At 43.8% G+C, this 24386-nt stretch carries 19 protein-coding genes; all 19 read left to right on the plus strand.

Annotated features, from left to right (window positions below; genetic code table 11):
- Nucleotides 1-5 precede the first annotated feature (5 nt).
- The 19 genes from cdaA to ACOMA8_RS10275 all read left to right on the plus strand — a co-directional run bounded on the left by cdaA (nt 6) and on the right by ACOMA8_RS10275 (nt 24244).
- Nucleotides 6-890: a diadenylate cyclase CdaA gene (gene cdaA, locus ACOMA8_RS10185; RefSeq protein ID WP_161899559.1), complete on the plus strand. Its 885-nt coding sequence runs from the start codon at nt 6-8 to the stop codon at nt 888-890.
- Entirely contained in the window at nt 887-2110 is a 1224-nt protein-coding gene (locus ACOMA8_RS10190) for a CdaR family protein (protein WP_421370491.1), read from the plus strand. Before cdaA ends, ACOMA8_RS10190 begins: the two co-directional genes overlap by 4 nt.
- 227 nt (nt 2111-2337) lie before the next feature.
- Nucleotides 2338-3693 (plus strand): phosphoglucosamine mutase, encoded by a 1356-nt coding sequence (gene glmM / locus ACOMA8_RS10195; RefSeq protein WP_161899561.1) that lies wholly within the window; start codon nt 2338-2340, stop codon nt 3691-3693.
- Between the two features lie 344 nt (nt 3694-4037).
- Nucleotides 4038-6845, plus strand: a complete 2808-nt coding sequence (locus ACOMA8_RS10200; RefSeq protein ID WP_421370530.1) for a helicase C-terminal domain-containing protein — start codon at nt 4038-4040, stop codon at nt 6843-6845.
- Between the two features lie 115 nt (nt 6846-6960).
- Nucleotides 6961-7464 (plus strand): cell wall elongation regulator TseB-like domain-containing protein, encoded by a 504-nt coding sequence (locus tag ACOMA8_RS10205; RefSeq protein WP_421370493.1) that lies wholly within the window; start codon nt 6961-6963, stop codon nt 7462-7464.
- Between the two features lie 50 nt (nt 7465-7514).
- Nucleotides 7515-8705, plus strand: coding sequence for a pyridoxal phosphate-dependent aminotransferase (locus tag ACOMA8_RS10210; RefSeq protein ID WP_421370532.1), 1191 nt, complete (start codon nt 7515-7517; stop codon nt 8703-8705).
- Nucleotides 8706-8989: 284 nt separating this feature from the next.
- Complete coding sequence (gene asnS / locus ACOMA8_RS10215; RefSeq protein WP_161899563.1) at nt 8990-10288, plus strand: asparagine--tRNA ligase; 1299 nt, start codon at nt 8990-8992, stop codon at nt 10286-10288.
- Between the two features lie 327 nt (nt 10289-10615).
- On the plus strand, nt 10616-11776 hold the full coding sequence (locus tag ACOMA8_RS10220; protein ID WP_421370496.1) for an EpaQ family protein: 1161 nt from the start codon (nt 10616-10618) through the stop codon (nt 11774-11776).
- Between the two features lie 36 nt (nt 11777-11812).
- A complete protein-coding gene (locus ACOMA8_RS10225) occupies nt 11813-12586 on the plus strand; it encodes a glycosyltransferase family 2 protein (protein ID WP_421370498.1) in 774 nt (257 codons plus the stop codon).
- A complete protein-coding gene (locus ACOMA8_RS10230; RefSeq protein WP_421370500.1) occupies nt 12587-13417 on the plus strand; it encodes a glycosyltransferase family protein in 831 nt (276 codons plus the stop codon).
- Nucleotides 13414-14121 carry a glycosyltransferase family 2 protein gene (locus ACOMA8_RS10235; protein WP_421370502.1) on the plus strand — a complete coding sequence of 236 codons (708 nt, stop codon included), beginning with the start codon at nt 13414-13416 and terminating at the stop codon, nt 14119-14121. The genes ACOMA8_RS10230 and ACOMA8_RS10235 overlap by 4 nt, the downstream gene beginning before the upstream one ends.
- A gap of 139 nt (nt 14122-14260) precedes the next feature.
- Entirely contained in the window at nt 14261-15127 is an 867-nt protein-coding gene (rfbA, locus tag ACOMA8_RS10240) for a glucose-1-phosphate thymidylyltransferase RfbA (protein WP_161899568.1), read from the plus strand.
- Between the two features lie 5 nt (nt 15128-15132).
- Nucleotides 15133-15714, plus strand: a complete 582-nt coding sequence (rfbC, locus tag ACOMA8_RS10245) for a dTDP-4-dehydrorhamnose 3,5-epimerase (RefSeq protein WP_421370505.1) — start codon at nt 15133-15135, stop codon at nt 15712-15714.
- Between the two features lie 91 nt (nt 15715-15805).
- Complete coding sequence (gene rfbB / locus ACOMA8_RS10250; protein WP_421370508.1) at nt 15806-16834, plus strand: dTDP-glucose 4,6-dehydratase; 1029 nt, start codon at nt 15806-15808, stop codon at nt 16832-16834.
- Between the two features lie 127 nt (nt 16835-16961).
- Nucleotides 16962-17822 carry a dTDP-4-dehydrorhamnose reductase gene (gene rfbD, locus ACOMA8_RS10255; RefSeq protein ID WP_421370510.1) on the plus strand — a complete coding sequence of 287 codons (861 nt, stop codon included), beginning with the start codon at nt 16962-16964 and terminating at the stop codon, nt 17820-17822.
- A gap of 79 nt (nt 17823-17901) precedes the next feature.
- Complete coding sequence (locus tag ACOMA8_RS10260) at nt 17902-18699, plus strand: ABC transporter permease (RefSeq protein WP_161899572.1); 798 nt, start codon at nt 17902-17904, stop codon at nt 18697-18699.
- Nucleotides 18699-19907, plus strand: a complete 1209-nt coding sequence (locus tag ACOMA8_RS10265; RefSeq protein ID WP_421370512.1) for an ABC transporter ATP-binding protein — start codon at nt 18699-18701, stop codon at nt 19905-19907. The genes ACOMA8_RS10260 and ACOMA8_RS10265 overlap by 1 nt, the downstream gene beginning before the upstream one ends.
- Nucleotides 19908-19967: 60 nt before the next feature.
- The gene (locus ACOMA8_RS10270) at nt 19968-22982 is read left to right on the plus strand and encodes a rhamnan synthesis F family protein (protein ID WP_421370514.1); all 3015 of its coding nucleotides are present in this window, start codon (nt 19968-19970) and stop codon (nt 22980-22982) included.
- Complete coding sequence (locus tag ACOMA8_RS10275) at nt 22979-24244, plus strand: glycosyltransferase family 4 protein (RefSeq protein WP_421370516.1); 1266 nt, start codon at nt 22979-22981, stop codon at nt 24242-24244. The genes ACOMA8_RS10270 and ACOMA8_RS10275 overlap by 4 nt, the downstream gene beginning before the upstream one ends.
- The last annotated feature ends 142 nt before the right edge of the window (nt 24245-24386 follow it).

Here is a 24386-nt window from a genome sequence, read left to right on the forward strand (position 1 = left end):
TGCCTATGTCTTTTAATCTAACGGAATTCTTAGATTTCAATTATTGGAAACAACTGTTTACCACCGATGTATTTTCTGTCGGCTTTTTGATCAATGTCCTGGATATTCTGGTAGTTTGGTACATTATCTATAAGCTGATTCAATTGGTGCGAGGTACAAAGGCAATTCAGCTATTCAAAGGGGTGGCAATCTTTATTGCAATTCGTTTTGGTGCGGAGCTGATCGGGTTGCATACCTTGTCTTGGTTGATGGATCAAGTTATCACCTATGGGGTCATTGCGGCCATTGTTATTTTTCAGCCGGAGATTCGGCGGGGATTGGAACATTTGGGAAGAAGCACGCTGTTTAGAACCACTAAGCAGGAACAACGGGAAGAAGAAAAACTCATTAAAGCTTTGGACAAAGCTGTGCAATATATGTCGAAACGACGAATTGGTGCTTTGATCACTATCGAGCGCAATACCGGCTTGGAAGAGTATATTGAGACGGGGATTCCGCTAGATGCAGATATTTCCGGTGAGCTGTTTATCAATATCTTTATCCCTAATACGCCGCTTCATGATGGGGCTGTAATCGTGCGCCAAGATAAAATCGCAGTAGCCTGCGCATATCTGCCGCTGTCAGAAAGCATGCTGATTCCAAAAGAGTTTGGGACACGGCATCGGGCAGCTGTTGGAGTCAGTGAAGTTAGCGATGCCTTGACTGTCGTGGTTTCAGAAGAGACCGGGGATGTTAGTGTGACTTTGAATAATGAGCTGCGTCCAGGCTTGTCCCAAGAAGAATTTTTGGAGACGCTCCATCGTGAGTTGATGGATGAAGAAAAAACTGATAATAAACGTAGTATCCTCCAGTCCTTCATTGATGGTGTGACAAAAGGAGGTAAAAAATGATCCAACCGAAAATTCGTAGCAATCTTTTATACGGTTTGATTGCATTGGTCTTTGCCTTGATTTTGTTTTTTAATGCTAACGGAAGAGGATTGGGCTCACCGCTGACTGGTGGTGTTACACCAGAAGCTTACGAGGAGACCGTCAGCAATGTCCGTATCGAGCCTGTTTACGACAATACCAAATATTATATCCATGGATTTAATCCTACTGTTTCAGTGAAGTTGAAAAGTGTCAACCGAATTCAGCTGAATACCGAAGCCAATGCGGATACTCGCGGGTTTCGCGTAATTGCCGATTTGACCGGGTTGGGAGAAGGAAACCATGAAGTCAAACTGCAATTGCAAAATATGAGTTCTGCTGTCGAAGGAACCATTGAACCCACGACGATTACAGTCACCATCGAGAGCCGTGCCTCAGCTAAAATGAAAGTCGAGCCAGGTGTCTCTACAACAAATTTAGCAGAAGGCTTTGCTATTGATAAAGTAGCAGTCGATCCTGAAGAGGTTACCGTCACAACAGGAAGTCAAACGCTCTCAGAGATTCATCGTTTAGTTGCAACGGTAGATCCCGCCAAAATCACCGATCACAATACCGAAGAAAAGGCTAGGGTGCAGGCCTTGGACCAAGAAGGCAACGTTTTGAGTGCCGAAATTGATCCAGCTGAAGTTACTGTCAAAGTGACCTTGACTGCTCCACAAAAACAAGTTGGACTTTATACAGAGCAGGCAGGAACACCGGCGTCCGGGGTTGCAGGCTATCGGATAGAACTGGCTAGTAACTCGGCCATCATTAGCGGAAAACAAAGTGCCTTGGATGAACTGGAGACGCTCTCAGTTCCTGTAGACATTTCAGGGATTAGTCAGAAAACGACACGCAAAGTGCATATCCCGGTTCCGGATGGCCTAGCAGTCGAGCCAACGGAAGTGACAGTGACGATTACACCACAAATGAATACCACAACGACTCAAAACAGCAGTTCGCAACAGAACACGGGAAATACTCAACAGTCCTCTACTTCCGAAGCAGGTACCTCTGAAGAAAAGCCAACCAGTGACGAAAGCAGTTCAACTAGCGATGACACGAGTTCTTCTGATGCTGAAAAAACGACGGAGACGTCCAATGAAGAAAAGCCGACGGAGTCTAAGGAAAAAAATGAAACCGCTGTGGATTCAACAACACTTAGTGAGACAGCTACAGATGCCCAGGTAGCCATGCGGTAAACCAGAAATGAAAAAAGGCTATTCACGAGAAAAAGGCGAGAAAAAGTGAAATCGACAAAACCTCTTGCTTTTTTCGTGTCAAATCTTCACAATGATACAAAGCGATAAGCAACTATGCAAAAGAGCAGACGGATATAAGTACGATTACAGGTGCTTATCTGTTTTGTAACACTTTTTTTGAAAAATAAAACGCAAATCTTTATTTTAAAAGAGCGAGGAGTATCAATATGGGAAAATATTTTGGAACTGATGGTGTCAGAGGCGAAGCAAATGTTGAATTGACGCCGGAATTAGCATTTAAACTTGGCCGTTGCGGCGGATATGTCTTAAGTCAACATGAAAGCGGAGATCAACGTCCCCGCGTACTAGTTGGACGAGATACACGGATTTCCGGACAGATGTTGGAAAATGCCTTGATTGCGGGACTGCTTTCAGTTGGAATCGAAGTCTTTCAATTGGGTGTGATCTCTACACCTGGGGTTGCTTACTTGACCCGCGTGCAAAAAGCCAGCGCCGGTGTTATGATTTCAGCTTCTCATAATCCTGCTCAAGACAACGGCATCAAATTCTTTGGCGGCGACGGCTTCAAGCTGGTGGATGACCAAGAGTTGGAAATCGAGGCTCTCTTGGATGCTAAAGAAGATTTGCTGCCACGTCCGTCTGCAGAAGGTCTAGGTTCAGTGGAAGAATTTCCTGAAGGCTTGCTGAAGTACTCCCAATTCTTGGAACAAACGATTCCCGGTGATCTTTCAGGACTTAAAGTTTGTTTGGACGCGGCAAATGGTGCAACGGCGACTTCTGTTAATCGTTTGTTCGCTGATTTGGAGACAGAATTTTATACCATCGGAACAAATCCGAATGGGTTAAACATCAATGCCGGTGTCGGCTCCACCCATCCAGAAAAACTGGCTGAATTTGTTTTGGAGAAAGGCGCCGACGTTGGGTTGGCATTTGATGGTGACGGCGATCGTGTTATTGCAGTTGATGAATTGGGAAATATCGTTGACGGTGATAAAATCATGTACATCTGTGCCAAGTACCTGGCGTCTAAAAAACGCTTGAAACAAGATACCATCGTTACGACGGTTATGAGTAATTTAGGTTTTCACAAAGCCGTGGAAAGCATCGGTTTAAAAGATGTGATTACACAAGTTGGTGATCGCTACGTCGTAGAAGAGATGCGTAAAAACGACTATAATTTTGGTGGCGAGCAGTCCGGCCACATGATCTTTTTAGATTTCAACACGACAGGTGACGGTATGCTTTCTGGTATTCAGTTGTTGAATATCATGAAACAGACGGGTAAGAAGTTGTCTGAGTTGGCAGAAGAAGTGACGATTTATCCTCAAAAATTAGTTAATATCCGCGTATCTAATAAGGACGGGGCCATGGAAGTTCCGGCTATTAAAGCAGTCATTGATGAAGCCGAAGCGGAAATGAATGGCGAGGGTCGGATCCTCGTGCGACCTTCTGGGACAGAGCCGCTCCTGCGAGTGATGGCAGAAGCCCCAACTGATGAAAAAGTTAACTATTATGTAGAAAAAATTGCTAAGATCGTTCGTGATGAAATCGGATTGGATTAAGGCAAGCAGTTACCAAAAAGGTTTGTGATAAGCATCTGGTCACACTTCTTTAAAAGAAACACGACCAAATGTGAGCCACAATAAAAAGAAGCCACTTCTGTTAAAGAATCGAAGTGGCTTCTTTTCATTGTTAAAAAATTTCAAATACAGACTTTCTCCGGATGGAAATGTTCCCTCTACGGACTCTGACGCAACGATTAGGTAACTATTTTTTGATAGTTTATAAAGTGCAGTCCTTTTTTGATGATTTTCAGTGGTGATTAAGGATAAGTAAGGACCGCGGTTGCTCCATGCTAGATGGGTGTAGTATAATTTTTCTCGATGCAGTAGAGAGGATGACAAATATGCCAAGCGAAGACATTTATGCGGTGGTGGATATCGAGACGACCGGAACCGACCCGAAAAAGGACCGAATCATTCAGTTTGGCTGTGTTTTGATTAAAGATGGCCGGATTATCAATCGTTTTGCGACCGATGTCAATCCAGGAAAGAAAATTTCAAAGCAGATTCAAAATTTGACGAAGATTACGAATGCCCGCGTGCAAAAGGCACCATATTTTGAAGATATTGCGTTTACGATTGCTAATTTATTGGCGGATACTGTTTTTGTGGCGCATAATATTTATTTTGATTATCAGTTTTTAAATCATGAATTTGCTCGTTGTGGCGTACCGGAAATGACGATTCCAGGAATTGACACCGTGGAGCTGGCCCAAATTTTCCTGCCGACAGCGACGAGTTTTCGTTTGAAAGATCTGGCTGATAGTTTAGGTCTCAGCCATGACAATCCTCATCAGGCAGACAGCGATGCCGAGGTGACTGGAGCATTGCTGCTGTATATCCAACAAGTGATGCGCGGGCTGCCGCTAGTTACGATGGAAAAAATTGCACAACTGTCTGGTCAGACGGGTATGCAGACCGGTCAGTTCATTCAAAAAAATGTCGCAGAAATGCGGAGACAAACCCGATCACTACCTGAAGATTTGGTTGTTGTGTCAGGAATTGCGCTAAAAAATAAGCAGGTTCCGTTGTTTGAAGAGCAGTTGTATGAAAGCAAGTATCCGACTAAGAAAAAAGGCAAAGAGCAGCTTTTTGACGGACAATTGATTTTTCACAAAGAACAAGCCCGACTAATGAATCTGGTATATCGCCATTTCAGTGGTGAAGAAGCCTTATCAGATGAAACACCTGATCCTAAAAATCTATTCATTGAGGCAGCGACAGGGATGGGCAAAACCATCGGATACTTGTTTCCAACCGGTTTTTTGGCAACGCCAGAGAATCCTCTGATTGTGAGTACAGCTTCACTTTTACTACAGGACCAGTTAGTTCAAAAGGATTTGCCATTGGTAAACAAAGTATTGCCACAACCCTTTGTCGCTACCGTTATTAAAGGACAACGCCACTATCTCGACTTGGCTCGATTTGCCATTACCTTGCAGCAGCCGTCAGCTCAAAAGCAGTATTTACTGTACCAAATGGCGGTTTTAGTTTGGCTGACTAAAACCGAGACCGGTGATTTGGATGAACTGAATCTGATTCGACTCGATCATCCTTTCTTTAGCGAAACTGGCCATCGTGGCACAGCTTTTTTGGATCACGAGAGTCCGTTTTATGCCCATGACTTTCTGCGCTTTTTACACAAGCGTATGACCCAGAGCAATCTTTTGATAGTTAACCATGCGTTTTTAGCCAGAGAATCTTTGCGAGAGGAATTTCAATTACCGAAAAGTCGTTTTTTACTAATTGATGAAGCCCATCATCTGCCGGATAACTGTGAAAAAGCCGAGCGGCAGCAAGTGGCGACTTTTGCTTTTCGACGGCAAGTCAGCGGACTGAATGGGGAAAACGGACTGTTTTCTCAACTTGAAAATTTGTTTGCCCAGAAGCCAGAAATTCTAGCGACAGTGAGGCTTTATCAGCAGGAGCTGGAAGCAATTGTTGAGATGCAAGAAGTAGTCATCACTCATCTTTATCAGCTAAAAGCTGAAGAGACACGCTCGGAATTGGTGGTGAGCTTTGATGATCTCCAACAGTTACCATTAGCAGCACAAAAGTCTCAAAAAAAGTTGCTTCTATACTATCAAGAAGCAGAACAGGTGGCCGAAAAACTACGACGACAAATAAATGCTGTCAACAGCGCTTTGGTGGTCTCTGAGAAAAAAATGGTGAGAGAATTGTTCGAGCTGTTGCAAGAGGTCACCCATCAAGGGCAAATCATGACTCGGTGGTTTGAGGAGTGGTCAGGAGAACTGGTTCATTGGCTAAAACTCAACAGTAATCAAATCACTGGTGATTTTCAACTGACGGACTTTTCCGCACCACTCTTGCCTCGGACCAAGTGGTATGAACGTTATGAGCGCATCCTGTATATCGGCGGTACTTTAAAAATTGGCGGCAATCGCCATTATTTTCCGGAACGTTTGGGAATTGCGGAGGCACCGGTAAAGATTATTCAAGCACCTTTTGATTATCCAAAACAGACGCGGGCCATTCTGCCGGATAAAGGAATTTCAGTTAAGCAGCTGACCTCTCAAGAATACGGCGACTATCTGGCAAAAGCAGTGGAAGAAATCCTGCGGTCGGTGCAAAAACCAGTACTGGTGCTGTTTACCTCCCATGACAGTTTGCAGCGAGTTTATGAGCGGCTTCATATGAAATTTCTGGCTGAAGGCCGGGAAATTTTAGCGCAAGGTGTAGGCGGTAGTCGGGAGAAACTGTTGCGGCGTTTCAGCCTGTCCAAAGACAGCGTCCTATTGGGAGCGGACAGCTTTTGGGAGGGTGTCGATCTTCCAGGAGAGCGGCTGGAAGTTCTGATTGTCACGCGGCTGCCATTTGCGAATCCGAAACGGCCGTTGACGGCAGCCCGCAATCGGTATTTGCAGTCTCGGGGGATTGATCCGTTTTTTGAAGAAGCGATTCCCCAAGCAGCTTTGCGACTGCGACAAGCTTATGGACGCTTGGTACGAGGGAATGACGATCGAGGGGTAATGGTGATCTTGGATCGACGGCTAGTGACGACAAAATACGGACGCAAGTTGGCAAAAGCATTCCCTCAAAAGGTCCCGCTACAAGAACTTTCTACCGAAGAGACTAAACTCGAATTGGAAGAATTTTTAAAAAATTCGCGAACCGCAGCAAAAGATGATTAAATATGCAAAAAAATCTGTTATAATGAAAAAACCATATAAAAGCGTTTGAAGACGTCATACTCAGTATGGAATGTTCGTCTTCTACCAGCTGGTTTGCAAAGTCAGGAGTGACATTATGGAAACAAGCAGCAAAAAAGGACATCGTTTAGAATGGATTCTGTTGGTATTAACACTGGTGTTGGTATTTGTAATCATTGGATTTGTTTCGCTGTTTTACCGTAGCAGCCGACCTTTGGCACAGGCAAAAGACGAAGCAACGACGATGGCTAAAAAATATACTGATCTGGACACAGTGGACGAATTTTACTGGTTCACTCGTGAGAAAACCTATTTCAGTCTCTTAGGAAAAGATAAAAATGGTTCAAAAATTGCGGTTATCATGCCGAAAGACGGCGATAAAATCAAAGTTTTGAATCAAAAAGATGGCATTACCGAGCTGCAGGCACTACAAAAAGCGGCACAAGCATATCCTGATGAACAGGTGATGAAGGCCAGCCTGGGAATGTTTGACGAGAAACCTGTCTGGGAGGTTACGAGTGAATCTGGAGATGGCGCAGTAAACTTTTTATTGCTGTCTTATGAAGAGGGTAAAGAAATCAAAAAAATCAGCAATATTTGATTACGAGTATGTAATCAGTTTTGGACAAATAAAAGGAAGCGGGTATGTATATGAAGTTATCGCAACGGGCACAGAAATTGGAACCATCTGTCACTTTGGCAGCAGCAGCCAAAGCCAAGCAACTAAAGTCTGAGGGCTACGATGTGTTGAGTTTGACTGTTGGAGAACCGGATTTTCCAACACCGGTGAACATCCAGGATGCTGCGATTACTTCGATTCGTAGTGGCGAAGCTAGCTACTATACACAAGCCGCCGGTATTCCTGAGTTGCGACGGGCAGTCGTTGATTATATGAAAAAATATTATGGAATCGACTATCAGATTGAAGAAACCATCGTAACTGATGGTGCAAAATTTGCGCTTTACGCGTTATTTCAAACAATTTTGGATGCCGGAGATGAAGTCATCATTCCAGTTCCGTATTGGGTGAGCTATGCTGAGCAGATCAAACTGGCAGAAGGGATTCCAGTTTTTGTAGAGGCTGCGATGGAAAATGATTTCAAGGTGACTGTTGCGCAGTTGGAAGCTGCCAGAACAAACAAAACAGTAGCCATGCTGTTGAATTCACCTTCTAATCCGACAGGAATGATTTACACAAAAGATGAATTGCGGGCTATTGGAGAATGGGCGGTAGCAAATGGTATTTTGATTATTGCAGACGATATTTACGGACGGCTGGTCTACAATGGCAATCATTTCACGCCAATCGCGTCCATCAGTAAAGAAATCCGCAAAAATACATTGGTAATTAACGGTGTTTCCAAAACTTATTCCATGACCGGCTGGCGCATTGGCTTTGCCATTGGGAACAAGGAAATCATCGCGGCAATGGCGAAGATCACCTCTCAATCCACAAGCAATCCCACCGCAGCCAGTCAGTATGCAGCTTTGGAAGCTCTGACAGGCGAGCAGGATTCTGTGGAAGACATGCGCTTGGCTTTTGAAGAACGACTGAACAAGTTGTATCCCTTGGTTGCGGCGATTCCCGGAGTGAAACTCACCAAACCACAAGGCGCCTTTTATCTCTTCCCTAATGTTAAGGGAACCATGGAACTGTGTGGCTATAGCAATGTCACTACTTTTGTCAATGACTTGTTAGAAGACGCTCACGTTGCGACGGTTACCGGGGCAGGGTTTGGTGCACCGGAGAATCTGCGTATCAGCTATGCAGCCGACTGGCAAACTTTAGAAGAAGCAGTCAAACGAATCAATGCATTTGTTGAAGAAAAACGGATTCGTTAAGCTTCTAAGCAACTTTTTTGAAAACCAAGTGGACGTATAAGCTGTCTGACTGTTGGCATCTGATCCAAGTGACCTGCATGAGATGATTCATGTTGGTTACGGATTTGAAATCACCAACAGTTAGACAGCTTTTTTTGATAAACAGCCACCTATTTAAGATGCTTAAAATACAAATAACGGGAGACGATTCTTTTGAAAGCTGATAAATAAACGGTTGGTTGTTGAAAAATCCCTTATAAAAGATTAAAATCAGTTTTGATAACAAAAAGACAGGAGAGACAACTGTGGAACAAATTCAAATTATTGATGCAAAAAACCACGTAGGACAAACCGTTCAGCTCGGTGCCTGGGTTGCCAACAAGCGTTCAAGCGGCAAAATCGCTTTTTTACAGCTGCGGGATGGTACGGCGTATTTTCAAGGAATCGTTGTAAAAAGCGAAGTTCCAGAAGAAGTGTTCCAATTGGCTAAAAACCTGAATCAAGAAACAGCGGTTTTGATTACCGGTGAGATTCGGGAAGATAGTCGTTCCAAATTCGGCTATGAGATTGGAATCAATGGCATTGAAGTGGTGGGAGAAAGTCATGATTACCCCATCACACCGAAAGAACACGGAACGGACTTTTTGATGGATCATCGTCATTTGTGGTTGCGTTCTTCGAAACAACATGCAATCATGCAGATTCGAAACGAGTTAATCCGTGCCACCTATGAATTTTTCAACAACCATGGCTTCATTAAAATTGATCCGCCGATTTTGACAGGGTCAGCACCAGAGGGAACAACTGATTTGTTCGAGACCAACTACTTCGATCAAAAAGCCTATTTGTCACAATCTGGTCAGCTGTACATGGAAGCTGCCGCAATGGCTTTTGGAAAAGTCTTTTCATTCGGACCGACTTTCCGTGCTGAAAAATCCAAGACTCGTCGTCATCTGATTGAATTTTGGATGATTGAACCAGAAATGGCATTTACACATCAAGAAGAAAGTTTGGAAGTGCAAGAACAGTATGTTGCGTATCTGGTTCAAAGCGTACTGGATAACTGTGACTACGCATTACACGTCCTTGGTCGTGACCGAGAAGTTTTGGAAAAATACACCAAGCTGCCTTATCCACGTATTTCATATGATGATGCTGTAGAACTATTGAAGAAAAATGGCTTTGATGATATTGAGTGGGGGGATGACTTCGGCTCTCCTCATGAAACGTTTATTGCCAATTCCTTTGACCAGCCGGTATTCATTTTGAATTATCCAAAAGCAATCAAACCGTTTTACATGAAGCCTCATCCAACTAGAGACGACGTTGTGATCTGCGCCGATATGATTGCCCCGGAAGGCTATGGGGAAATCATTGGTGGCAGTGAACGGGCGACAGATTACGAATACTTGTTGGAAGAAATTCAAAAGCACGGCTTAGACGAAAATGAATACTCTTGGTATTTGGATCTGCGGAAATACGGCTCTGTGCCGCATGCTGGTTTTGGCCTTGGGTTGGAACGGACAGTAACTTGGCTTGCAGGTATTGAACACGTCCGAGAAGCTATTCCCTTCCCACGTCTGTTAAACCGGATCTATCCTTAATAAAATCATAAACTTTGAACAGCAATTAGGGTTTCAGTCCCATTGCTGTTTTTTTATTTAATGAGTCCCAGATAATTGGCGGATTGATGAAGGAGCGGTCTTCTGGGGATTTTCTGAAAAGAGGCTTGGCACGGGTGTCATCTTTCAAAGGGGACAGATAACATAAAAAGGTTGTGAAAAGTTAAAAGGAAAGCGGATTTTTGAAGCGGAGGGCAGCAGAGTCACAGCAAAAAATAATGTTTTCTCAAACTTGCCGGACAGGGGCAGAGTTTTATTGTATACTAGGTTGTATTGAAAAGACGCGTATTGCAGGAGTGAAGAAGGGTTATGGAAAAAGTCATTCATCGGATCAGTTCATTATTGATCTTGTTTACTATTGGAGTTTCTTACAGTTTCTGGTTATTAGGAATCAATCACAAATTGGTCCAACCTGTTTTCAGCGATTCGGCCTATTGGTTGGGTGGTCTGATGCTGGTGGTGGTTTTGTTAAACGTCCGAAAGCTTCAAAGATGCGACTGGGCCTTATTGGCATTAGCAGCAGCGAACGTCCTATTGAATCTCTATACGGCTGGATATCGGCATGCGGAGACCTTGGACATGTCAATTATTCCAAGTGTGATAGTGCTGTTTGTAATGGCTTGTAAAATGACACCCTTTGATAAGCTTGATCAAGAGTTGTTGTTGTTTATTTCTGTCAGCATTATGGGGCTGAATCTGTTTCGACTCTTTAAACACTTATACAATGCAGAATTATTGCATAACTTCTTCACGTTAGATAATTCTTTGAAAGAAATCTGGATCAATGTCAATGTTATCGGTGCAGTTCTTTTGTTCTGTACGATAACTTCCGCCATAATGATCAAATCACTAGGTATAAAACACAGCGTCATCTTTACTGGCATCCTATATCTTTTGGGGCTGTTGGGGACTTGGGGCTGCCAATCACGCACTTCATTTCTAATTTTGTTGGCATTTATGATTTTAGACACATTGTTGCCTAAAAAGATGCTGAGTAAGCGACGTTTTTGGCTCTGGGGATTTTCACTGATTTTTATTTTGGCACCGATTATCACGTATTGGATTGCCGATTCTGAGACAATCAATGTCTTTACTGGACGTGAAGATATTTGGCGGGCTTTTTTCAATCAGTGGTTACAAGAACCTCAGGCGATTTTGGCAGGACAGAAGCCGTTTCTTTATGGGCGTCATTTGCTGAGCACCCATAATAGTTATTTATACTTGCTGTGTAATTTCGGAATCCTTGGGTATCTCTTCTTGAATTCCGGACTGAGTTATTATATTTTAAAGTTGAAGAACAAAGCAGTAGCACTTACCGACTGTCAAATCAGCTGTCTAATCGCCTTCTTCCTGGTGTTGGGCTACTGTTTCATGGAAGATAGTCTGATGGTCGTTCAATGGGTGCCGGTCATGTTCAGTTTCTTGGGTTTTGCGGCAGCTTCTGCCAAACAAAAAAATACAATGATCTGACGGCAGTCGCCAATTCAGATGTTTAGGACTGTAGTGATGGATAAAATTATTATTAGTATAGTGACATATAACAGCAAAGATATTTTTTTAACTTTGGATAAGCTGCAAGAAGAACTGATCCCTAGTGGCGCATACGAAGTGGTAATTTATGACAATGGCTCTGAAGCCGACTATCGGAAAAAACTGGCAACTTATCCTTTTGTCAGACTGATTGAGTCTGGCGAAAATCGGGGATTTGGTTATGGTCACAACCGGGTCTTGCTGACCGCTGAAAATCGCTATGGGATTATTTGCAACCCAGATATTTTGGTCGCTGAAAAAGATGTTTCCCTGATGGTGGATAAAATCAAAGCACAGGACCTTGCCGCAGTTTGTCCCAAAGTCTTGAATGGGGATGGCAGCACCCAATACCTGGTGCGGCATCGTTTGGCTGTTTTCGATTATTTTCTGCGCTTTGTTTCCATTGGCTTTTTGAATCGACTCTTCAATAAACGCTTGGCAGATTTTGAATGCCGTAGTTTGCCAGACGACCAAGACAGTTATATCAAAATGGGTTCTGGCTGTTTTATGTTGGTGGATCTTGAGAAGTTTAAAGAGATTGGCGGATTTGATGAACGCTTCTTCATGTATTTTGAAGACAATGATTTGTGCCTGCGTTTTGGCAAGAACGGGGACAAAATCTTATACACTCCGGAAGCCAACGTGACTCATTTGTACGGGAAAGGGGCCCATAAGAGTTTTCGGTTGTTCCGAATCTTCATGTCATCCATGGGTAAATTTTTTGGAAAATGGGGATGGAGGTTTTTCTAAATGATGAATCGGCTGTTTATAGTGGTGGTTCTGTACCGGCAACGGTGGCGGGAGTCACCACTTTTACCTGTTTTAGAAGACTTTTGCCAAAAAGGACAGGGCAGTTTGTTACTCTACGACAACAGCCCACTCCCACAAACAGATCCTTTCTTTGCTACAAGAGGTGTGCATTATATTCACGACAAGAAAAATGCTGGCTTGGCTGTCGCCTATAATAAAGCAATCGAATTAGCAGGTTCCAAGCATGATCGCTTGTTGCTGTTGGATCAGGATACGCAGTTGACAGCGGCCTATCTGGCGGAAGTACGCTTGTGGCCCTTTGATGAGTCGGTGCCGGTGATTGTCCCAAGACTTTTTGCTGATAAACGGCAACTGTCGCCGCTGTTGGCTTCTGGATATATCGGGCGAAATACACTTCCAGCAACCCCTGGTGAGCATCGAGAACCAGTGATGGCCGTTAATTCCGGCTGTGGGATTTCATTGGAATATTTGCGAGGCATTGGCGGATTCAATGAGGCGTTTCCACTAGATTTTTTGGATCATTGGTTTTTCTTCCGCCTATCTGAGGAAAAAAAAGGTGTTCAAGTCTCACAGGAAAAAATGGCTCATGCGCTTTCTGTATTGAATTATCAAAATATCACAGCGACACGTTATCAGTCGATTCTTGCCGGAGAAAGTCTGTTTTATGCCAAATATGACAGAGCAAACAGGAGACGCCATCATCGACAGCTTCTTTTGCGGACAATCAAGCAGTTTATTCAAGTCAAGGATCGGCAGATTTGGAAAATGACTTGGCAAGAGTATTGGAAGATGAGGAGGGAGCGCAATTGATATCTGTTTGCATGGCGACGTATAATGGCGCCGCCTATTTGCGAGAACAGCTGGATTCGATTTTAGTTCAACTGGAAGAAACAGATGAGCTCATCGTCTCTGATGACGGTTCAACAGACGAAACGGTGGCGATATTGGCTTCCTATGCTGCCAAAGACCCCCGCATTCAAGTGCTAAAAGGTCCGGGAAAAGGACTGATTAAAAATTTCGAGTATGGCATTCGGCATACGAGGGGAGAACTGGTCTTTTTGGCGGACCAAGATGATGTCTGGTTGCCGGAAAAAGTTGCCAAGATCAAGGCGGTTTTTGCTGAAAATCCGGCTGTCGATGTGGTGGTTTCAGATCTGTCTGTTACAGATGAGCAGCTGAAAGTACAATATGCTTCTTACTTTCAATTAAAAAAGGTCAAGACTGGTTTTTGGCGTAACGTCTGGCGCAATGGGTATATCGGTGCGGGGATGGCCTTTCGCAGTCGGTTAAAAGAAAAAATCTTACCCTTCCCTGATAAAATTCCGATGCATGACATGTGGATTGGCTTATTGGCGGGAAACAAGTTGCGTCTGTTACCGGAGTCGCTGACTTTGTATCGGAGACACGGCAATAATTCAAGTGAATTGGCTAGCAGCACCAGTTTCCGTCAAAAGCTTGTGTGGCGGGGGAATTTATTGATGTCTTTAAGGAGCAGAATCAGAACAAGAAGATAAGAGTACAAGTTTTTGGTTTTTAACTTTGGTCTTTTGTGAGATAATACGTGTTGCGGGTTTTTATTTTGCACCGGTAATGTTTGAGGCAATAGAGACTACGCAAAGCAATCTATCACCTAATAGAAATGAGGAATCTGCCATGAAAGGTATTATTTTAGCTGGTGGCTCAGGAACACGTTTGTATCCTTTGACTAAAGCGACTTCTAAACAGCTGATGCCCATCTATGATAAACCGATGATCTATTACCCAATGTCCGTTTTGATGTTGGCGGGAATCCGTGACATCCTAATTATTTCAACGCCGCAAGACACGCCGCGGTTTGAAGATCTGTTTGGCGACGGCAGTGATTTGGGCCTATCCATTGAATACGCAGTACAGCCTAGTCCAGATGGTCTGGCACAGGCGTTTCTGATTGGCGAAGAATTTATCGGAAAAGACAGTGTTTGTCTAATTTTAGGTGACAATATCTATTACGGTGGTGGCCTATCTAAGCTGTTGCAGCGCTCTGCGGCTAAAGCAGATGGGGCGACAGTTTTCGGTTATCACGTCAATGATCCAGAACGCTTTGGCGTCGTTGAATTTGACGAGAAGATGCAGGCAGTTTCCATTGAAGAAAAGCCGGAAGAACCGAAGTCAAACTATGCAGTGACTGGTCTGTATTTTTACGATAATGAGGTTGTTGAAATCGCCAAAAATATCAAGCCTTCTGCCAGAGGAGAACTTGAAATCACAGACGTCAATCAAGCCTATTTAGAAAAAGGTAAGTTGGCTGTAGAAGTCATGGGCCGTGGCTTTGCTTGGTTAGATACCGGCACCCATGAATCACTATTGGAAGCCTCCAGTTTTATCGCAACGATTGAACGGCGTCAAAATTTGAAAGTTGCCTGTTTGGAAGAAATTGCCTATCGCATGGGCTATATCGACCGAGAAAAATTAATCCAATTGGCGCAACCTCTGAAAAAAAATCAATACGGACAGTATATGCTCCGTTTAGCAGGTGAGTAAAACAAATGGGGAAAATCAAAATAACTAAAACAACTTTACAAGATGCACTGATTGTAGAACCGCAGATCTTTGGAGATCACCGGGGGTTCTTCACAGAGAGTTATTCCGAAGCGGACTTTAAAGCCGCTGGCATCCAGCACGATTTTATACAAGACAATCATTCCCTGTCTACACAAGCGGGTGTGATTCGCGGCCTGCACTTTCAAATGGGTGAGTCGGCTCAAACAAAATTGGTGCGGGTGGTTACTGGCGCTTTGTTGGATGTGATTGTCGATTTGCGTAAGGGCAGCCCAACCTATGGCAAATGGGAAAGTTTTATCCTTTCAGAAGCAAATCAACGACAATTATTAGTGCCACGAGGGTTTGCTCATGGGTTTGTGACGCTGACAACGAATGTCAATTTCTTATATAAATGTGATCGTTACTACGACGCCAAAGCTGACGCTGGCATTGCTTTTGATGATCCTACATTAGCCGTCGACTGGCCGCTGGATATCAGCAAAGCTATCTTATCGGAAAAAGACCAAAATCATCCGAGTTTTAAAGAATTTGAGAAAGAGAATCTTTTTATTTACGGAGAAATCTGACAGAGGTGGGGTTCTAATCGTTGTCAGATATGCTACTTACTTGAGTCGCAAGTGTCTTTGTGACCAGCATTATGTTTAGGGAGTGTGATCTATGAAGAATATTATTGTAACCGGGGGCGCCGGTTTTATCGGTTCTAATTTTGTCCATTATGTTGTGAAACATCATCCAGAAGTCCACGTCACGGTATTGGATAAGCTGACCTATGCCGGAAATCGGGAAAACTTAGCAGGATTACCAACTGATCGAGTAAAATTAGTGGTGGGAGATATTGCGGATGCACAGTTGGTTAATTCTTTAGTGGCTGAAGCTGATGCCGTTGTGCATTATGCGGCTGAGTCTCACAATGACAATTCGTTACAAGACCCATCTCCTTTTATTCAGACGAATCTGGTAGGCACCTTCACTCTTTTAGAAGCTTGTCGACTAAAGGGTGTCCGCTTCCATCACGTTTCAACGGATGAAGTCTACGGTGATCTGCCTTTGCGAGAAGATTTACCGGGGCATGGAGAGGGACCTGGTGAGAAGTTCACCAACCACACACCTTATAATCCTTCTAGCCCATATTCGGCTTCAAAAGCGGGATCAGATCTGTTAGTACGGGCTTGGGTGCGTTCATTCGGTCTGCAAGCGACCATTTCCAACTGTTCAAACAATTATGGTCCTTACCAACATATTGAAAAATTTATTCCCCGCCAGATTACGAATATTTTAAGCGGTGAACGGCCTAAACTGTATGGAGATGGAAAGAATGTTCGCGATTGGATCCATACCGAGGATCATTCAGCAGCAGTTTGGTTGATCTTAACAAAAGGAACCATTGGCGAAACCTATCTGATTGGTGCGGATGGTGAGAAAGACAACAAAACAGTGTTGGAGTTGATCTTACGTCTGATGGGAAAAGATGCTCAAGACTATGATCACGTCAACGATCGTCCCGGACACGATTTGCGCTATGCGATTGATGCCACTAAACTGAAAGAAGAACTCGGGTGGCAACCTCAGTTTACCAACTTTGAGGAAGGTCTGGCAGACACTATTGATTGGTATATGAACAATCGCGAATGGTGGCAAGCAGAAAAAGCAGCGGTTGAAGCAAAATATGCGGAAAACGGGCAATAAATAGCATTGAAGCAATCATAAAAAAGACAGCTAAGGCAGGTGCGTACCTGCCTTTTTCAAAGGGCATAAACTTTGTAGGAAGTTGAAAAGCGCTCTTTGCAAAGGCGGCAAGAACGGAGGAACAAAGATGATTTTGATTACCGGCGGAAATGGCCAATTGGGGACTGAACTAAGAAAGCTGTTGGATGAACAGCAAGTGACCTATGTGTCCACTGATTCTTCAGAAATGGATATCACGGATGTCAAACAGACGCACCAGGTTATTGAAGAGCTTAAGCCTGAAGTGATCTATCACTGTGCTGCGTATACCGCAGTTGATAAAGCGGAAGAGGAAAGTAAGGCGTTGGATGAATTGATCAACGTTGACGGCACTCGCAATGTCGCTGAAGCCGCAAAAGCAGTAGGCGCGACCTTGGTTTATATCAGCACTGATTATGTTTTTGACGGAGCCAAAAAAGAGCATACGTATAAAGAATCTGATACTCCGGCACCGCTGAACGAATATGGCCGCACCAAACTGCTGGGAGAACAAGCAGTGGCAGCTATCATGGATAATTATTATATTATTCGAACCTCCTGGGTTTTCGGAAATTATGGCAATAATTTCGTCTTTACCATGCAGCGCTTGGCAAAAAGCCACTCCAAGCTGACTGTTGTCAATGATCAATTTGGCCGTCCTACTTGGACCCGGACATTGGCAGAATTCATGACATTCGTTGTTCAAAAGCAAGCGCCCTTTGGAATTTACCATTTGTCCAACGAAGGTTCCTGCAGCTGGTATGAATTTGCTAAGGAAATCCTGAAAGATACCACAGTGGAAGTAGCTCCGGTGACTTCTGCGGAATATCCGCAAAAAGCGCGCCGCCCTCAGTATTCAGTGATGGACTTAAGCAAGGCGGAGGCACTGGGATTTGTGATTCCAACTTGGCAGACAGCTTTATCTGAAATGTTATCTGAAAGTAAAGCTGACGTTACAAAGGTTGAGTAAGAGCCGGTTGTCCGGTATAATCTTTCCATAATAATCTGGCGGCTGGTGGACAGTCTGCCGGATCCAACAGGAGAAAAGCATGTTTGAACGAAAAAATCTGATCCTACTGAAAGAATTAGTTAAAACTGACTTTAAGCTGCGTTACCAGGGAAGTGCCATCGGTTATATCTGGTCGGTGTTGAAACCTTTGATGCTGTTTGCGGTCATGTATGTCGTCTTCATTAAATTTTTGCGTTTCGGCGCGGACGTCCCGCACTTTGCCATTGCGTTGTTGTTGGGGATGGTCTTATGGAATTTCTTTGTGGAGACTACCAATATGGGAATGATGGCGATTGTAAATCGAGGAGATCTGATCCGCAAGCTTAGTTTCCCAACAGAGATTATCGTCTTGTCGGTCTCACTGAATGCACTGATTAATCTTTTGATCAGTCTGGTGATCGTTTTTATTTTCGGTTTGATTAATGGAGTTACAATTTCTCCGTTAGCTATCGTGTCGCCGTTGTTGCTAATAGAACTCTACGCGTTGGCGTTAGGTGTGGCTTTTATTCTAGCCACCATCTATGTACGTTTTCGTGATATTGGTCCAATCTGGGAAGTCATCTTGCAGATTGGGATGTATGCCACGCCTTTGATTTATCCGGTAACAATGGTGCTTAATCAAAGTCGTTTGATTGGACAGCTTCTTTTGTTCAATCCAATGGCGCAGATTATTCAGGATATGCGTCATTTATTGACCAGTCCAGCCAATTTGACGATTTGGCAGCTGGTGGATCAAAAGTGGTTGGCGATTATTCCTTATCTGCTGCCGTTTGTGATCTTACTTATCGGCTATCGTTACTTTAAGAAAAATGCCAAAAAATTTGCGGAGATTATCTAATGAAAGAAACAGCAGTAAGTATCAAAAATGTCAGCAAGGCCTTTAAATTGCCTACTGAGAGCACCAATAGTCTCAAACGCCTGGTCATCAACACAGTAAAAGGGATCAAGGGCTATAAAGAGCAGCAAGTGTTGAAAGATATTTCCTTTGATGTCTACAAAGGCGATTTTTTCGGGGTTGTTGGCCGTAACGGCAGCGGGAAATCTACGCTATTGAAGATTATCAGTCAAATCTATTGGCCGGAAAATGGGACTGTTGAAATTGACGGCCGTTTGGTTTCATTTATCGAGCTGGGGGTGGGTTTTAATCCTGAGCTGACTGGACGGGAAAACGTCTATCTAAATGGTGCCATGTTGGGCTTTTCTGAAAAAGAAATCGATGGAATGTATGAGGATATTGTCAGTTTCGCCGAGCTTTCAGAATTTATGAATCAGAAGCTGAAAAACTACTCAAGTGGGATGCAGGTCCGTTTGGCATTCTCTGTTGCTATTCAGGCCAAGAGTGATATTTTGGTATTGGATGAAGTCTTAGCGGTGGGAGATGAAGCGTTTCAGCGGAAATGTAACGATTATTTCATGCAAGCTCGAGCCGAGAAAAAGACCATTATTCTGGTAACTCATTCGATGGAAGCCGTGCGTAAGTATTGCAACCGAGCGGTGATGATCGACAAGGGAAAAGTCAAGGTATTGGGAACGCCGGATGAAGTAGCCAACCAGTATTCATTGGATAACGTTGTTCAAGCCGGAGCTGAGGTATTGGATGCTGCAAAAAACGAGTCGGATCGCCAATTGTCCAGCGTAGAAAATGTCAACGTGCGGCTGTTGTCCTCGGAAATACTGACTGGTGAAAATCGTACCGTTGATTTTGAAGTGAGCTACGATGTCATGCAGGATATCACAACCTATCTGGCCTTTTCACTGACAGACATCGACCGCAGCTTCTGGATGTATAACGACAATTCTCAGGAACAAATGCTTAAAGGTACGGGGCATAAAACGATGCGTTATCGTTGTGAGTTGAAGGGTATCAATTCATGTAAACTGGCTTTGACGGTCTCTGTCAGAGACGATGCACAGCGACCATTAGCTTTTAATCGTCCGGACAATTCACCGGTAATTATTGTTTCGCCAGATGAAACTCTGAATTCCAGCCGACGAGACGCCGCCAGTGGTGTCCTTACTGCTAACGGAATTTGGGAAGTCGGATAATTTGGCAAATCTGTCCCACTAAAGAAGTACTAAAAAATCGAAACAGATAAGAGGGAAATTATGAAGCAGGTTTCTGTTATTGTGACTTGTTACAATCATGAAAAATATATCAGACAATGCCTGACTAGCATTTTCAAACAAACTTATCCGGCCATTCGATTGACTGTCATCGATGACGGTTCAACTGACGGTTCTGGGGCGATCATCCAAGAGGTTCTTGGCCGGTCGCCTTTTTCCAATACAGTCTTTTTACAGCAGGAGAATGCCGGTGTTTGTGCGGTTCGTAATCGGGGTTTAGCAGAGACAACCGGGGACTTTGTGCTCTTTATCGACAGCGACGATTACTTACCACAAGATTACGTGCAGCGCTTAGTAGAAAAAGCCGAAGCGACGGCTGCTGACATCGTTTACGGAAATCTATGGGATTTCAATGAGGATAAATTTTACGTTGAAAGTCACGCGTTTGAACTGATTTCTTTTTTACAGAGCAATTACATCAATAATTCCTCCTTGTTGAGAAGAAGCGTGATCAAAGAAACCCGTTACGATATGGCATTGAACCGCCAGTTTTTGGAAGACTGGGACTTTTTGATGACGCTGATTTTGGAAAACGGGGCAAAACCAGTCTATGCCCCAGAAGTCAAACTCAATTACCGTATCTTGCCGGATTCGATATCCAGAAGAGACGGACATACCCAACGCAAAAACTTTTACGAAGTCTATTTTTATCTGTTAAAAAAGCATGTGCCTAAATGGAAAGATGAGATTTTTACGGCGCTGGAAAACAATACCATGTTGTTGGAAGATCGTTTGGTTGAGTTGACAGATCACCTTGAAGAAGTCACCGACTATGTCAAATCCCTTGAAGGAAAATTGACTGGGGATCCGGCTAATCAATCACCAGAAGCTGAAATTAAGCGTCTCAACACGGAAATCCAGCGACTCCAAGGAGAACAGGTCGCGCTGCTGCATTCCCGTTCTTATCGCATGGGCAATGCGATCATTCGCCCGGCAAAATATGCCTTGAAGGTTGTCCGAAATCCTCGTGCTGCAAAACCCCTCGTCAAAAGAGTTCTGTCACGAATGAAACGGACGGCACGAAAAATTCCTTCGCCGATGCGCTATCTCTATCGACCTTATCGCAGTTTAGCTAGAAGTAAAAACAACTATACTGATCCTAAGCGTCAGTTAATCTATGTGATTTATGAAGAGCAACCGCAATTGCAAACATACAAGCTGCTTTTTCTTGAAGGCTTGGCCGACTTTTGCGCGGATATTTTAATTGTCGTCAATGGCGAGCTTCCCCAAAAAGATATAGCTAAATTGGCAACCTATGGCCAGGTGCATTGTCGGGAAAACAGTGGTTATGACACAGCTGCATTTCGTGAGGGCATTCTCTTTTTAGGAAAAGAACAGTTGGTCACGTATGATCAGCTGCTGCTGGTCAATGACACCAATGTTGGTCCTTTTGGAAATCTTCAGCAAGTTTTTTCCAAGATGGCTGCCCGCCGTTTAGATTTTTGGGGAATCTCCTATGGGGAAGAGCAATCAGATATTACCGGTTACAACAAATATGGCTATATTCCGTTACACTTGCAGTCGTATTTTTTAGCAATTGAACATTCATTGCTGGATAGTCCAGCCTTTTGGACTTATTGGGAACAGCTGACAGATACCAATTCACGGGAAAAAGCGATTGGTCGCCATGAGACAGTCTTTACCCGTCACTTTACTGATCTAGGCTTTAAAGCCGATGCTCTTCTGACTCACAACGCCGACAGTGCAATGTATATTCATCCTTTAACCATGTTAAAAAAAGGCATTCCACTAGTAAAATACAGTGCGTTTGCGAATTATTCGAATGAAAAGTTTTTGTGGCAGGGCCTTAAGCGCCAGACAGAAGTACCAGATTTAATCGCCTATCTTGACCAACAGACAAACTATCCGATGGCAGTGATTCACCAAATTCAGGAAGATATCCGTAAGAAAGATCAGGAGCAGTACATTTTAATCATCGATGGCGTTGAAAATCAAATTCCACAATGCACCCGTTATCGTGTTTTAAACAAAGCCGAGCAGCTGCGTTCATTAGGCTATCCAGTAAAAGTAGTGGACAATTCTAAATTCCGATTAGCCGATGCTGAAAGGGCGTTTTTGATTATTGTTTATCGCTGTGGGTATCGAGAAGTCTTAGGCCAAATGGTCACTTTGGCAAAGCAATTTGGAAAAGGCGTCCTGTATGACATCGATGATTTGGTAATCGCTACGAAATATACCGACCAGCTGGCATATACTCAAGGCCTGTCAGTCGGAGCGAAAGGCGATTATGATGCTGGAGTTATGAGCTATGGTAAAATGCTGGAACTCTGTGATGGAGCGGTGACCACTACGGCACGTTTAAAAACAGAGCTATCCAATTATCGTCCCTTTGTATTGATGAATCGTAATCTGGCTTCCAAAGAGCTGGTAGACATCAGTCGTCAGTTTATGAAGGACTATTCGACACCAGAAGAAAGCACGGTGAAGATTGGCTATTTTTCAGGTTCTATCACCCATAATGAAAATTTTGAGTTGGTCAAAGAGGCGCTGATTCGTTTAATGAACCGCTATTTGCATGTAGAGCTCCATATTGTGGGGTACCTGGAGCTGCCCCAGGATCTGCAGCCCTTTAAAAAACGGATCATCATTCATGACTATGTAGAGTGGCATCAGTTGCCCGAATTGATCAGCCGCGTAGATATTAACTTAGCCCCGCTAACTGATACCATCTTCAATCAAGCAAAATCAGAGATTAAGTGGTTGGAAGCAGCATTGGTAAAAGTTCCCACAGTCGCTAGCCGTTTGGGTTCCTTTGAAGAAATGATCAAGGACGGTCAGACTGGTTTACTGGCAAGTGATGACGAATGGGAAGAATCATTGGAGCTGCTAATCGGTAGTCGAGAATTACGGCAGCGTTTGGCAGAGGCGGCAGCTGAGGAAGTTGAAAGACAGTGTGTCACAAGCCGGCATCACGATGAGTTAACGGCGTATGTCAAGAAATGGCTTGCATCTGATGAGAAGGGGGCAGTTCAATGACACGAATATTATTTGTTTCACCTAGTGGGACCTTTGACAACGGTGCGGAGATCTCAATCTATCATCTCATGAAGCTGTTAAAAGACAATGGGCATGTCGTTTACAATGCTGCGCCAGCTTCTTTTCCTAATTTTGAAGAAGATTATCGTGCTCATTTTAAAGAAATCGACGTTCCTGTAACATTTATTCCCCGAAACAAGTGGTGGTGGGAAGAAGCGCCAGGATTGAAATACGGGACTGCTGGCGAGCGAGCAGCGGCCTACCGGGACAATATCAGTGCTTTGCGACAGCTGATCAAAGAAAAAGAAATACAAGTAGTGATTACTAATACGGTGAATATGTTTCAAGGAGCTGTCGCAGCCGCTTGTGAGGAAGTGAGTCATTTTTGGTTGATCCATGAGTTTCCGGAAAACGAGTTTGCCTATTATTTGGACAAGCTGGATTTCGTAGCTGAAAACAGCGATGCGCTGTTTGCTGTTCAAGGGGAACTGCAAAAAAAACTCCAGACACTCTTGCCATCAAAAAAGACGATTGGCAGTTTTGTGCCTTTCACCGAGGTCACGACAAAGTCATTAAAAAGTGGCAAACAGCAGCGAATTGTTTCCATTGGACGTTTGACACCAGGAAAAAATCAGCTGGAGTTGTTACAGGCTTATACGAGGTTAAAAGAACCGCGGCCGGAGCTGGTTTTAATTGGCGCTTGGGATGACGATTACAAGCGAAAAGTTGACCGCTTCGTCAAAGAACAGCGCCTATCGACTGTCACCTTTACTGGGAAAAAGACAGATCCTTGGGGGGAAGTAACAGAGAGGGATCTCTGTGTTTTGCCTTCTGAGATGGAGACATTTGGTTTGGTCTACGCTGAAGCTCTGCTAAAAGGCGTACCGGTGATTTTGTCGGACAATCCCGGTCATCGCTCGGCTTTTGACTATTTTGGTGGTGGAGAGCTGTATTCTTCCGGTGATGTGGCAGAATTGACAGTGCGGATAGAAAAAAGCTTGCGGGATTTCCCATTGCTTCACCAAGAGGCGGCAAGCTTTGCGACGGTCGCCTTTGAAAAGTATCAACCCCAACGAGTCTATCAAGAACTGTTGGAAGCATTGGCCGTAGAACAGCTGCCACAAAAAAAAGCATTGCGTCATCTGGCAGAGGTTCTGACTTTAAATGAAGAAAAAAGCCGCTTGACCAGAACTGAAAAGCGTATGCGTCAGTTTGTTAATCGAGGATCTGCATGGCTGAAACGCCGCTTCAATAACGACTAACGCACTCAAAAAAGCGGTTCTACAATATTTAGTGTTGGTGGAAAATCTCCGATTTTCTTCCAACACTTTTTTGTATGCGAAGTATAGAAAAAGAGATACCCAAATTGATAGAATGAAGTCGACTAAAACACACTCACCAAGA

This window comes from Enterococcus infantis, assembly GCF_049166715.1.
Classification (GTDB): Bacteria; Bacillota; Bacilli; order Lactobacillales; family Enterococcaceae; genus Enterococcus_C; species Enterococcus_C leclercqii.